The 12,468-nt window shown below is 72.2% G+C and carries 11 protein-coding genes; 6 read left to right on the plus strand and 5 right to left on the minus strand.

All coding sequences use genetic code 11. The annotated features are described in order from the left end of the window. Positions 1–3: 3 nt before the first annotated feature. Positions 4–1,419: an FAD-binding oxidoreductase gene (locus ACFWVE_RS09125; protein ID WP_384009728.1), complete on the minus strand. Its 1,416-nt coding sequence runs from the start codon at positions 1,417–1,419 to the stop codon at positions 4–6. 116 nt (positions 1,420–1,535) lie between these two features. Between ACFWVE_RS09125 and ACFWVE_RS09130 the strand changes: the two genes are divergently transcribed. Next, positions 1,536–3,056, plus strand: a complete 1,521-nt coding sequence (locus ACFWVE_RS09130; protein ID WP_384009730.1) for a tetratricopeptide repeat protein — start codon at positions 1,536–1,538, stop codon at positions 3,054–3,056. A 108-nt stretch (positions 3,057–3,164) separates the two neighbouring features. Here ACFWVE_RS09130 and hppD read toward each other — a convergent pair whose 3' ends face one another. Next, the gene (gene hppD, locus ACFWVE_RS09135; protein ID WP_384009732.1) at positions 3,165–4,313 is read right to left on the minus strand and encodes a 4-hydroxyphenylpyruvate dioxygenase; all 1,149 of its coding nucleotides are present in this window, start codon (positions 4,311–4,313) and stop codon (positions 3,165–3,167) included. Between the two features lie 147 nt (positions 4,314–4,460). On the opposite strand from hppD, the gene ACFWVE_RS09140 reads away from it, so the two are divergent. Genes ACFWVE_RS09140 through ACFWVE_RS09160 form a run of 5 tightly spaced genes read left to right on the plus strand, consistent with a single transcriptional unit; the run spans position 4,461 to position 8,862 of the window. Beyond that, positions 4,461–4,961, plus strand: coding sequence for an Lrp/AsnC family transcriptional regulator (locus tag ACFWVE_RS09140; protein WP_383811095.1), 501 nt, complete (start codon positions 4,461–4,463; stop codon positions 4,959–4,961). A gap of 50 nt (positions 4,962–5,011) precedes the next feature. Next, positions 5,012–5,659 carry an ABC transporter permease gene (locus ACFWVE_RS09145; RefSeq protein WP_384009734.1) on the plus strand — a complete coding sequence of 216 codons (648 nt, stop codon included), beginning with the start codon at positions 5,012–5,014 and terminating at the stop codon, positions 5,657–5,659. Continuing rightward, positions 5,652–6,950: an ABC transporter ATP-binding protein gene (locus ACFWVE_RS09150; protein ID WP_384009736.1), complete on the plus strand. Its 1,299-nt coding sequence runs from the start codon at positions 5,652–5,654 to the stop codon at positions 6,948–6,950. Before ACFWVE_RS09145 ends, ACFWVE_RS09150 begins: the two co-directional genes overlap by 8 nt. Continuing rightward, positions 6,947–7,897 carry an ABC transporter permease gene (locus tag ACFWVE_RS09155; RefSeq protein ID WP_384009738.1) on the plus strand — a complete coding sequence of 317 codons (951 nt, stop codon included), beginning with the start codon at positions 6,947–6,949 and terminating at the stop codon, positions 7,895–7,897. Before ACFWVE_RS09150 ends, ACFWVE_RS09155 begins: the two co-directional genes overlap by 4 nt. Further along, positions 7,894–8,862, plus strand: a complete 969-nt coding sequence (locus ACFWVE_RS09160; RefSeq protein ID WP_384009740.1) for a glycine betaine ABC transporter substrate-binding protein — start codon at positions 7,894–7,896, stop codon at positions 8,860–8,862. Before ACFWVE_RS09155 ends, ACFWVE_RS09160 begins: the two co-directional genes overlap by 4 nt. A 25-nt stretch (positions 8,863–8,887) precedes the next feature. On the opposite strand, the gene ACFWVE_RS09165 is transcribed toward ACFWVE_RS09160, so the two are convergent. From ACFWVE_RS09165 to ACFWVE_RS09175, 3 genes are all read right to left on the minus strand, one after another. Then, entirely contained in the window at positions 8,888–9,667 is a 780-nt protein-coding gene (locus ACFWVE_RS09165; protein WP_384009741.1) for a PDZ domain-containing protein, read from the minus strand. A gap of 65 nt (positions 9,668–9,732) precedes the next feature. After that, the gene (locus tag ACFWVE_RS09170; RefSeq protein WP_384009743.1) at positions 9,733–10,374 is read right to left on the minus strand and encodes an IclR family transcriptional regulator; all 642 of its coding nucleotides are present in this window, start codon (positions 10,372–10,374) and stop codon (positions 9,733–9,735) included. Between the two features lie 285 nt (positions 10,375–10,659). After that, positions 10,660–12,450: a DEAD/DEAH box helicase gene (locus ACFWVE_RS09175; protein ID WP_384009745.1), complete on the minus strand. Its 1,791-nt coding sequence runs from the start codon at positions 12,448–12,450 to the stop codon at positions 10,660–10,662. Positions 12,451–12,468: the final 18 nt, after the last annotated feature.

A 12,468-nucleotide genomic window follows, 5' to 3' on the forward strand; every position in this document is an offset into this window, starting at 1 on the left:
GGGTCAGAAGAGCTTGCCCGGGTTCAGGAGGTTCAGCGGGTCGAAGGTCTGTTTGACGGCCCGCTGCATCTCCAGGCCCACCGGGCCGATCTCGCGGGCCAGCCATTCCTTCTTCAGGACGCCGACGCCGTGCTCACCGGTGATGGTGCCGCCGAGTTCCAGGCCGAGGGCCATGATCTCGTCGAAGGACTCGCGGGCGCGGCGCGACTCGTCGGGGTCCTGGGCGTCGAAGCAGACGGTCGGGTGGGTGTTGCCGTCCCCCGCGTGGGCGACGACACCGATGGTGAGCCGGTACTTCTCGGCGATCCGCTCGACGCCGTCGACGAGTTCGCCGAGCCGGGAGCGGGGCACGCACACGTCGTCGATCATCGTGGTGCCCTTGACCGCCTCCAGGGCGACCAGGGACAGGCGCCGGGCGTGGAGCAGCAGTTCGGACTCGGCGGCGTCCTCGGCCGGTACGACCCGGGTGGCACCGGCCGCCTCGCACAGCGCGCCGAGGGCGGCGAGGTCGGCGGCGGGGTCGGCGGTGTCGAACGCGGCGAGCAGCAGGGCCTCGGTGCTCTCCGGCAGCCCCATCCGGGCCATGTCGTTGACGGCCTTGACCGTCGTACGGTCCATGAGCTCGAGGAGCGAGGGGACGTGCCCGCCGGCCATGACGCGGCACACGGCGTCGCAGGCGGCGGCGCCGGAGGCGAACTCGGCGGCCAGCACCAGCTGCTCGGGCGGTTTGGGCCGCAGGGCGAGGGTCGCGCGCACGACGACGCCGAGGGAGCCCTCGGAGCCGACGAACAGGCGGGTGAGGTCGTATCCGGCGACGCCCTTGGCGGTGCGGCGGCCGGTGGACATCAGGCGGCCGTCGGCGAGGACCACGTCGAGGCCGAGCACGTACTCGGCGGTGACGCCGTACTTCACGCAGCACAGCCCGCCGGAGGCGGTGCCGATGTTGCCCCCGATGGTGCACGTCTCCCAGCTGGAGGGGTCGGGCGGGTAGCAGAGGCCGTGTTCGCCGACGGCGCGGGAGAGGGTGGCGTTGACGACGCCGGGTTCGACGACGGCGACCCGGTCGACGGGGTTGATCTCCAGGATGGCGTCCATCCTGGTCAGGGAGAGCACGATGCATCCGTCGGTCGCGTTGGCGGCGCCGGACAGGCCGGTGCGGGCGCCCTGCGGGACCACGGGGACGCGCAGGGCGGTGGCGGTGCGCATGACGTGCTGCACCTGTTCGACCGTGCGGGGCAGGACGACCACCGCCGGGGTGCCGGCCGGGCAGAAACTCGCCATGTCGTTGGCGTAGGAGACCGTGATGCCGGGGTCGGTGAGGACCGCCTCGGGGGGCAGGCCGTCGAGCAACCGGCCGACGAGAGGGCCGGCCGCCACCGTGTCTTCATCGCGTCGCGTTTCGATACGGCTCACGATCACAGCGTGACACCCGGGGCCATCGGTGTGAACCCCACGTACGTCACCCGGCCGTAAGGCGTCGTGAGCCGGGGTGTGGTTCGTCGTATCGGCGGATGGTGTGACGCACAGTGTGCGCCATGGACGACAAGCCGCAGGAGACCGGGGGCGGAAAACCTCAGGAGACCGGGGGCGGGAGACCGCAGGAGACCGGGGGCGGGAACGAGACCCGCGGGCGGGCGGGTCACGGGCGCCGGGTGCGGTGGCGTTCGGCGGCCGCCGGCTGTGCCGTGCTCGGCGGGGTGCTGGTGCTGCTGCCGTGGGGGCACAGGGCGGACGGGCCGCCTGAACCGGCCCTCGGGGCACGGGCGCGGGCGGCGGTGGCCGGCGGGGTGCCGGCGTCACTGCCCGATCTGGAGGTGCTGGTCGAGGAGCGGGAACGGCTGCTGAAGGAACGTCCGAAGGACGCGGAGTCCTGGGCCGTGCTCGGGGCGGCCCTGGTGGAGCAGGGACGGCGGCTGGCGGACCCCGCGCGGTACTCGCGGGCCGAGCGGGCACTGCGCACCTCGCTGAAGGTGCGGCCGCGGGGCAACGCCGGGGCGCTGCGCGCTCTGGCGGCGCTGGCGAACGCGCGCGGTGACCATTCCGCCGCCCTCGGGTGGGGCGAGCGGGCGCTGAAGCTGGAGCCGAAGCGGTGGACGACGTATCCCCCGCTGATCGAGGCGTACGCCGGGCTCGGCGACGGCGAGGCGGCGGGCAGGATGCTGGACCGGCTGAAGGCGTTGCGGTCGGGTCCGGCCGTGATGGCGCGGGCGGCGGCCGTGTACCGGGACAAGGGCTGGCGGGAGGACGCGGCGGCCCAGCTCGCCGACGCCGTCGCGGCGTCGGGGGAACCGGCCGAGCGGGCGTCGTACCTGGAGCGGGCCGGGCAGCTGGCCTGGGAGCGCGGCGACCGGGAGGACGCCCTGCGGCACTTCCAGGAAGCGGTACGGGTCGACCCGGACCAGCGGGCGGCGCAGGCGGGACAGGGCAGGGCACTGGCCTCGCTCGGCCGGAACGCGGAGGCGCTGAGCGCCTACCGGACGGCGCTGGCCCGCCGGCCGCTGCCCGAGTACGCGCTGGAACTGGGCGAGCTGTACGAGTCGCTGGGGCTGCGGCAGGCCGCCCGGGTCCACTACGACCTGCTGCGCTCGCTGGTGCGGAAGGCCGCCGCGCACGGGGCCGACGGGAATCTGGTCCTCGGCCGGTTCGAGGCGGACCACGGGGACCCCCGGGCCGCGGTGCGGCGGCTGCGGACGGCGTGGGAGCGGCGGCCGTCGACGGCGGTGGCCGACGCGCTGGGCTGGGCGCTGCACCGGTCGGGGCGGTCCGGGGAGGCGCTGGAGTTCGCGGTGCGGGCGACGGAGGGGACGCACGGCGGCGGGGTGCGCAGCGCGCTGTACGCCTTCCACCGGGGCATGATCGAGCTCGAGCTGGGGCGAGGGGGGTCCCCCCTGCCCGAGCGAAGCCGAGAGCTCGGGGGAGGGCCCGCGCGGCGGCATCTGCGGGAGGCCCTGAGCATCAACCCGTACTTCTCCCCGCTCCGGGTGCCCGAGGCGAAGGCGGCACTGGAACGGCTGGGCGAACCACCGGTCGAGGACGGGCCGCCGGACTGGTCGTGAGGAGAACCGGCGGGGGGCCGGGCACGAAGTGGTACTCGCTCGTGTCCGGCCCCCGCCGTCACCGGCCCCCCGTCACTCGTCATCCGTCACCCGTCACCCGTCACCCGGTCACAGGTTGCCGCGGCGCTCCTGCTCCCGCTCGATGGCCTCGAAGAGGGCCTTGAAGTTGCCCTTGCCGAAGCCCATGGAGCCGTGCCGCTCGATGATCTCGAAGAACACGGTCGGCCGGTCCTGGACCGGCTTGGTGAAGATCTGCAGCAGGTAGCCGTCCTCGTCCCGGTCGGCGAGGATCTTCAGCTCGCGCAGGGTGTCGAGCGGCACCCGGGTGTCGCCGACCCACTCGCCCAGGGTGTCGTAGTACGAGTCCGGGGTGTCCAGGAACCGCACACCGGCCGCGCGCATCTGGCGGACCGTGTGCACGATGTCGTTGGTGTTGAGCGCGATGTGCTGGACGCCGGCGCCGCCGTAGAACTCCAGGTACTCGTCGATCTGGGACTTCTTCTTGGCGACGGCGGGCTCGTTGATCGGGAACTTGACCTTGAGCGTGCCGTCGGCGACCACCTTCGACATGAGCGCGCTGTACTCGGTGGCGATGTCGTCGCCCACGAACTCCTTCATGTTCGTGAAGCCCATGACCTTGTTGTAGAACGCGACCCACTCGTTCATCCGGCCGAGTTCGACGTTGCCGACGCAGTGGTCGACGGCCTGGAAGGAGCGCCGGGCGGGCGGTTCGACGATCGGCTCGGCGGCGACGAAGCCGGGCTGGTAGGGCCCGTCGTAGCCGGTGCGCTCGACGAGGGTGTGCCGGGTGCTGCCGTAGGTGGCGATCGCGGCGAGGACGACGGTGCCGTGCTCGTCCTTCAGTTCGTACGGCTCGGCGAGCGGACGGGCGCCGTGCTCGACGGCGTAGGCGAACGCGGCGCGCGCGTCCGGGACCTCGATGGCGAGGTCGACGACGCCGTCGCCGTGCGCGGCCACGTGGTCGGCGAGGAAGGTGCCCCACTCGGTGGACGGCTTGATCACCGAGGTGAACACGAAGCGGGCGGAGCCGCTCTCCAGGACGTAGCTCGCGCTCTCGCGGCTGCCGGTCTCCGGTCCGGAGTAGGCGACCAGCGTCATGCCGAAGGCGGTGGAGTAGTAGTGCGCCGCCTGCTTGGCGTTGCCCACGGCGAAGACGACCGCGTCCATTCCCTTGACCGGGAAGGGATCGGCCTGCCGGGCGGTCGTGTCGGGAGTGTGGTGTGTGGTCTGCGTCATAGGTGCAGCGTGGGCCAGCTCTGCAAGGTGCGCAATAGTTCGCGTGTTCACTGGGCATTCTGTCCAGTGGGATGCCGCGATCGGCGGACTGTCTGTACAGGATGACCAGGTGACGTGGTGACCTGGTGACCAGGAGGGGAGGCCGGGGTGGCGATCGACCGGCTGGACGGCCGGATCATCCTGCTCCTCGCGCGGGAGCCGCGGATCGGGGTGCTGGAGATGTCCCGGCGGCTCGGGGTGGCACGGGGGACGGTGCAGGCGCGGCTGGACCGGCTTCAGTCGAACGGAGTCATCCGCGGATTCGGGCCCCAGGTGGATCCGGCGGCCCTCGGCTACCCGGTCACGGCGTTCGCGACGCTGGAGATCCGGCAGGGCCAAGGGGCCGACGTCCGGGCACACTTGGCGACCGTGCCGGAGGTCCTGGAGCTGCACACCACGACCGGCAGCGGGGACATGCTGTGCCGGCTCGTGGCCCGCTCCAACGCCGATCTCCAACGGGTGATCGACCGTGTCGTCGGTTTTGATGGCATCGTCCGGGCCGCCACGGCGATCGTGATGGAGAACCCCGTTCCGCTGCGGATCATCCCGCTGGTGGAGCAGGCCGCACTCCTCGAACCGCCGGGCGGGGATCCGGACGGACCGGACTGACCGGCTGACCGGCTGACCGGACGGGCATGGCCGAGCTGGAGTGAGGGGACGTGAACTTCTGGGAGTACCTGGGCAACCGCTACCAGCAGCTGCTCATCGACACGTACCAGCACGCGAGCGTGGTCTTCCAGTGCATGGTGGCGGCGACCGTGATCGGGGTGCTGATCGGGGTGGCGACGTACCGCAGCGACTGGGCGGGCAGCCTGGCCACGACCGCCACCTCGACCCTGCTGACCATCCCCTCCCTGGCCATGATCGGTCTGCTGATCCCGATCGTGGGGCTCGGGGTGCCGCCGACGGTGATCGCGCTGACGCTGTACGGGCTGCTGCCGATCGTGCGGAACGCGATCGTCGGGCTGCGCGGGGTCGACCCCGCACTGGTGGAGGCGGCCACCGGCATCGGCATGTCGCGCATGGCCCGGCTGGCGCGGGTGGAGCTGCCGCTGGCCTGGCCGCCGATCCTCACCGGCATCCGGGTCTCCACGCAGATGCTGATGGGCATCGCCGCCATCGCCGCGTACGCCTCCGGTCCCGGCCTGGGCAACCTGATCTTCCGCGGGATCGCCTCGCTGGGCAGCAGCAACGCGCTCAACCAGGTGCTCGCGGGCACCCTCCTGATCATCGTCCTGGCGCTGCTGTTCGACGCCGCGTACGTCCTGATCGGGCGGCTGACCATCTCCAGGGGGATCCGTGCCTGAGTCACCGGCTCCGAAGGCGCCCGGCGCACCCGGCGCATCCGGCGACGGGGCCGGCGGACCCGCCGGAACCACCGGAGCCACCATCGAGCTGGAGGCCCTCACCAAGCGGTATCCGGGCAGTGGGCAGCCGGCCGTCGACAACGTCAGCATGGAGATCCGGGCGGGCGAGACCGTCATCCTCGTCGGCCCGTCCGGCTGCGGGAAGTCGACCACGCTGAAGATGATCAACCGGCTGATCGAGCCGAGCGGCGGCCGCATCCGCATCGGCGGCGAGGACGTCACCGACATGGACCCCGTGAAGCTGCGCCGCAAGGTCGGATACGCGATCCAGTCCAGCGGGCTGTTCCCGCACATGACGGTGGCCCAGAACATCGCGCTGGTGCCGAAGATGCTGCGCTGGCCGGCGGCCCGGGTGCGGGCGCGGGTGGAGGAGATGCTGGACCTGGTCGGTCTGGACCCGGGCGAGTTCCACGGCCGCTATCCGCGCCGCCTCTCCGGCGGGCAGCAGCAGCGGGTGGGCGTGGCGCGGGCGCTGGCTGCGGATCCGCCGGTGCTGCTGATGGACGAGCCGTTCGGGGCGGTGGACCCCATCACCCGCGACCACCTCCAGGACGAGCTGATCCGGCTGCAGCACGAACTGCACAAGACGATCGTCTTCGTCACCCACGACTTCGACGAGGCGATCAAGCTGGGCGACCGGATCGCGGTGCTGCGGGAGCGCTCGCACATCGCCCAGTTCGACACCCCGGAGGCGATCCTCACCAACCCGGCGGACGACTTCGTGTCCGGCTTCGTCGGCGCCGGGGCCGCGCTGAAGCGGCTGAACCTCACCCGCGTGGGGGACGTGGAGATCACGGACTATCCGACGGTGACCGTCGACGACCCGCTCCAGGAGATCTTCAACCTGCTCCGCTCCAGCGGCTCCAACGAGATCCTGCTGCTCGACCGGCGCCGCCGCCCCTACAAGTGGCTCCGGCGCGGCGACCTGATGCGGGCCAAGGGCTCGCTGGCCCGCGCGGGCACCCTGGTGCACGACACGGTGACCCGGGACGCGACCCTGCGGGACGCGCTGGAGGCGGTACTGACCGACAGCTCGGGGCGGGTGGCGGTCACCGGGGGGCGCGGCGCGTACGAGGGCGTCGTCGACGTGGAGACGCTGATGAACTCCGTGCACGAACTGCTGGAGGCCGACCGGCTGGAGGCGATGGAGGCCCAGCACGAACTGGAGGGGCGGCGGGCCGTCCGGACGCACGCCGAGCAGGAGGGTGCGGGCGGGGAGGCGGACGCGTGAGCGCCTCTTCGCGGCGGCCGCCCGGCAGGCGCCGGCCCCCGGATGCGCACGAGGCCGCAGGGCCCGCCTTCCGGGACGAGGACGAGGGCGAGGACGAGGGCCGGGACGAGGGCGAGGACGCGGACGCGGACGCGGACGCGGACGCGGACAACGGCGGGCGCGAGGGCGGGGCGACGAGGCGGCCGGCCGGGTCCGCGGCGGCGGACGCCTCCCCGGTGACGTGGCAGAAGCTGACGGTCCTGCCCGTGGTGCTGATCGCCGTCCTGTTCGCGACCTGGCTGTGGTTCACGCAGGCCGACCTGGACGCGCTGTCCCGGAACGCGCTCTCCGGCGGGCAGGTGACCAAGGCACTCCGGCAGCACATCGGACTGACCGTGATCTCGACGTTCTTCGTGCTGGTCATCGCGATTCCGCTGGGCATCCTGCTGACCCGGCCGGCGCTGCGCAAGGCGGCCCCGGCCGCGATGGCGTTCGCCAACACGGGCCAGGCGACGCCCGCGATCGGTCTGCTCGCGCTGCTGGTGATCTGGCTGGGCATCGGCCGCCGGGCCGCCCTCATCGGCATCATCGCCTACGCCGTGCTGCCGGTGCTCTCCAACACCATCGCGGGTCTGCGGGCCAACGACCCGACGCTGCTGGAGGCGGCGCGCGGCATCGGCATGTCCCCGCTGGGCGTGCTGACCCGCGTGGAACTTCCCCTGGCCGTCCCGCTCATCCTCGCCGGGGTGCGTACGGCCCTCGTCCTGAACGTCGGCACCGCCACCCTGGCGACCTTCGGCGGGGGCGGCGGTCTGGGCGTCCTGATCACCACCGGGATCACCAGCCAGCGGATGCCGGTGCTGATGCTGGGCTCGGTCCTCACCGTCTCCCTGGCCCTGCTGGTGGACTGGCTGGCCTCACTGGCCGAACTGCTGCTGCGTCCGCGGGGGCTGGAGGCGGGCGGATGAGGCGGCGCGGATGTCCGCTGCTCGCCGGGGTGCTGCTGGCGGGGGTCGCCTCCTGCGGGCTGACCAGCGGCTCCCCCATGGTCGACGACGTGGAACCGGGGTCGATCGGGCGGGGGAAGCCGCTCGAGGGCGCGACCCTCACCGTCACCTCGAAGGAGTTCACCGAGCAGCTGATCCTGGGCGCGATCATGGGTATCGCCTTCCAGGCGGCGGGCGCCGAGGTCATCGACCGCACCGGCATCCAGGGCTCGGTCGGCTCCCGGGAGGCGGTCGTGAGCGGGGACGCGGACGCCGGGTACGAGTACACCGGCACGGCGTGGATCACGTACCAGGGCAACAGCAAGCCCCTCCCCGACCCGCGCGAGCAGTGGGAGGCGGTGCGCGAGGCCGACCGGAGGAACGGGGTGACCTGGCTGGAGCCGTCGGAGCTGAACAACACCTACGCCCTGGCCATGAACCAGGCCGGCTTCAGGAAGTACGGCACACGGACGCTGTCGGACGTGGCCGCGCTGGCGAAGTCCGATCCGGCGGCGGTGACCCTGTGCGTGGAGGGCGAGTTCGCCAACCGGGCGGACGGGCTGCCGGGCATGGAGAAGGCGTACGGCATGAACATCGCCGCGGGGAACATCACCCAGATGGACACCGGGATCATCTACACCCAGACGGCCGAGGGCGCCTGCACGTACGGCGAGGTCTTCACCACCGACGGACGGATCAAGTCCATGGACCTGGAGGTGATGGAGGACGACAGGAAGTTCTTCCCCAACTACAACGCGGCGCCGACGGTCAACACCGGCACCCTGGAGGAGTGGCCGAGGATCCCCGAGGTCCTCGATCCGGTCACGGCGAAGCTGGACAACGAGGTGGCGCGGACCCTGAACGCCAAGGTGGACGTGGACGGCGAGGACCCCCACCAGGTGGCGCTGGACTGGATGGTGGACGAGGGGTTCGTCAAGGAGGGGTAGGCACCGGCCGGGCAGGTGGGCCGCGTCAGCAGCTCGGGACCTTGCCCGCGCCCTTCTCCAGGTTGACGAGGGCGTCGACGGTGGCCTCGAGGGTGGTGACCGGGATCAGGCGCAGGCCGTCGGGGAGCTCGGCCTGCGCGTCGGCGCACTCGGCCTCGGGCACCAGGAAGACGGTGGCGCCGTCCCGCCGGGCGGCCTGCGTCTTCAGCGGCACGCCGCCCACGGCGCCGACCCTGCCCTCGGCGTCGATCGTCCCCGTACCGGCGATGGTCCGGCCGCCGGTGAGGTCGCCGCCGTTCAGCTTGTCGACGATGCCGAGGGAGAAGAGCAGGCCGGCACTGGGGCCGCCGACGTCGGCGAGCTTCAGGTCGACCTCGACGTCCTTGCCGTCCAGGTCCAGGTGGCCCAGCGCGGCCAGGGTCGCCTCGTCCTGGGACTTGCGCATCTGCTCCTCGTTGTACTGCTCGATCTCCTCGACGTCGTCCCCGCTGGGGTAGACCGAGTCGCGGGGCATGACGGCCCGGTCGGTGCCGAACCAGGCGCCGAGGAGGTCCGGGAGGCTCACCCGGGTGTCGGGAGAGGTCGCCTCGATCGTCGTCATCCGCAGCTGGCCGGTGGTCTCGCGGGTCTTCGCGCCGGAGATGGTGATGACCTGCGTGCCCTTGTTCTCGCCGAGCACGTCGGCCGTCAGCCCCGGCTGCGCCACCGAGAACGGCAGCGGCGCGAACACCGCCGTGGCCAGCAGGGCGACGACGGGAACGGCGCAGACGGCGAGGGCCCGGGGGCGCGTGAGACGAGAGAGCACGGGATCAATCTAACGCGACGCCCCGTGCCCGCCCCGGCCGCCCGCCCCGGGCCCCCGCCCCGGCGTCAGCGCAGTGCCTCCGCGACCTCGCGGGCCGCGTCCATGACCCGGGGGCCGACCCGTTCGGGGACCACGTCGGCCAGCATCACCACGCCGACACTGCCCTCGACGCCGGTGACCCCGAGCAGCGGCGCCGCCGCTCCGCACGCGCCGGCCTCCAGTTCGCCGTGGGTGAGGGTGTATCCGGGGTCGTGGGGCCGTTGCAGGCGGGCCGAGATGATCGCCTTGCCGGCGGCTCCCCGCTCCAGCGGATGCCGGAACCCGGCCCGGTAGGCCACGTGGTAGTCCGTCCATGACGGTTCCACCACGGCGACGGCCAGCGCTTCGGCCCCGTCCACCAGGGTCAGGTGCGCGGTCGCGCCGATGTCCTCCGCCAGCGACCGCAGGGCCGGCATCGCGGCCTCGCGTACGAGCGGATGCACCTGGCGGCCCAGCCGCAGCACTCCGAGCCCGACCCGGGCCCGTCCGCCGAGGTCGCGGCGTATGAGCGCGTGCTGTTCCAGGGTGGCGAGCAACCGGTACACAACGGTCCGGTTCACGCCCAGTTTGTGGGATAGCTCGGTGACGGTCAGACCGTGGTCCGTGTCGGCCAGCAGTTTGAGGACACGCAGTCCCCGGTCGAGCGTCTGAGAGGTCTCCGCGGTCACGACGCCCACTCCTTCGTGGTCAGGTCGGCGGCCCTCTCACGGCGTATGCGTCACCGAGTCCCGTCGGCGACGCGCTTCAGAGGCCGCCGATCGGCCGGCGGCCCGGTGGTGTCCCGGGCGCAGTCGCTTCACGGCTGCGCTCCGCGGCGGCGCTGCCACGGGGCGTGTGCGTAGCGGGACAGTAGCGAGCCGGTTCGGTCAGCGGAAGGCTCCGTCCAGAATCCGGGCACCGACGATCGCGAAGTGGTTCCTTTTGTCCCGCTACGCGCAGGGAGTGAAGGGAACTCACCGCATGCGGGTGGCCCACTCCTGCACCTTGGCGATCCGCTGGCGCAGCTGTCCCGGCGTGGCCTCGGCGGCGGGCGGTCCGCCGCAGACGCGGCGCAGTTCGGTGTGGATGACGCCGTGCGGTTTGCCGCTCTGGTGGACGTAGGCGCCGACCATGTTGTTGAGCTGGCGGCGCAGTTCCATCATCTCCTTGTGGGAGACCACGGGGCGCCGCTCGGCGGGCAGTTCGAGCAGGTCGGCCTCGCCGTCCGGCTTCTTGCGGCTGTGCGCGATCTGCCGGGCCTGCCGCTTCTGCAGCAGCAGCTCCACCTGGTCGGGTTCGAGGAGCCCCGGGATGCCCAGGTAGTCCTGCTCCTCCTCGCTGCCGGGGTGGGCCTGCATGCCGAAGTCGGCACCGTTGTAGGTGACCCGGTCGAAGACGGCGTCGGACTCCAGCGCCTCGAAGGGCAGCATCTCCTCGCCGGTGTCCTCGTCCTGCTCCCGGTTCGCCTCGTCCATCTCCTTCTCGGACTCGGCGTACGGGTCCTCCTCGCCCTCCTTCTTCGGCTTGTCCAGGACGTGGTCGCGCTCGCGCTCCATCTCGTTCGCGAAGCCCAGCAGGTCCGGCACGGTCGGCAGGAACACGGAGGCGGTCTCGCCGCGCCGCCGCGACCGGACGAAACGGCCCACGGCCTGGGCGAAGAACAGCGGGGTGGAGATGGTGGTCGCGTACACGCCGACGGCGAGGCGCGGTACGTCGACGCCCTCGGACACCATGCGGACGGCGACCATCCACCGGTCGTCGCTGCCGCTGAAGTCGTCGATCCGCCGCGAGGCGCCGGTGTCGTCGGACAGGACGACGGTGGCCTTGCTGCCGGTGATCTCGCGGATCAGCTTGGCGTAGGAGCGGGCGGAGTCCTGGTCGGCGGCGATGACGAGGGCACCGGCGTCCGGGACGGACTTCCTGACCTCGGTCAGCCGCTGGTCGGCGGCGCGCAGGACGGACGGCATCCAGTCGCCGCGCGGGTCGAGCGCGGTGCGCCAGGCCTGACTGATCGCGTCCTTGGTCATGGGCTCGCCGAGGCGGGCCGCGACCTCGTCGCCGGCCTTGGTGCGCCAGCGCATGTTGCCGCTGTAGGAGAGGAAGATGACGGGCCGGACGACGCCGTCGGCGAGCGCGGAACCGTACCCGTAGGTGTAGTCGGCGGCCGACCGGCGGATGCCGTCGTCGCCCTCCTCGTACGTCACGAACGGGATGGGGTTGGTGTCGGACCGAAACGGCGTACCGGTGAGCGCGAGCCGGCGGGTGGCCGGCTCGAACGCCTCCAGGCAGGCCTCGCCCCAGGACTTGCTGTCACCGGCGTGGTGGATCTCGTCGAGGATGACGAGGGTCTTGCGCTGCTCGGCGCGGTTGCGGTGCAGCATGGGGCGCACGCCGACACCGGCGTAGGTGACGGCGACGCCGTGGTAGTCCTTGCCGACCGGGCCCGCGCTGTACTCGGGGTCCAGCTTGATCCCGATCCGCGCGGCGGCCTCGGCCCACTGTTTCTTCAGATGCTCGGTGGGCGCGACGACGGTCACCTGCTGCACGACGTGGTGGTGCAGCAGCCAGGAGGCCAGCGTCAGCGCGAAGGTCGTCTTGCCGGCGCCGGGGGTGGCGACCGCCAGGAAGTCGCGCGGCTGCGTCTGGAGGTACCTCTCCATCGCCCCCTGCTGCCAGGCGCGCAACTTGCCGGCGGTGCCCCAGGAGGCACGGCCGGGGAAGGCCGGGGACAGGTGGTGCGAGGCAGAAGCGGCGGTGGTAGTCACGGTCTCCGTCGAGGGGGT

Origin of the sequence: Streptomyces sp. NPDC058632, from assembly GCF_042717095.1 — a bacterium.
Lineage (GTDB): Bacteria > Actinomycetota > Actinomycetes > Streptomycetales > Streptomycetaceae > Streptomyces.

What these genes read in the sequence shown, in the direction of transcription:
- ACFWVE_RS09130 (WP_384009730.1), top strand. Translation starts at nt 1,536, where the DNA reads ATGGACGACAAGCCGCAGGAGACCGGGGGCGGAAAACCTCAGGAGACC.
- hppD (WP_384009732.1), bottom strand. Translation starts at nt 4,313, where the DNA reads ATGACGCAGACCACACACCACACTCCCGACACGACCGCCCGGCAGGCC.
- ACFWVE_RS09160 (WP_384009740.1), top strand. Translation starts at nt 7,894, where the DNA reads ATGAGGCGGCGCGGATGTCCGCTGCTCGCCGGGGTGCTGCTGGCGGGG.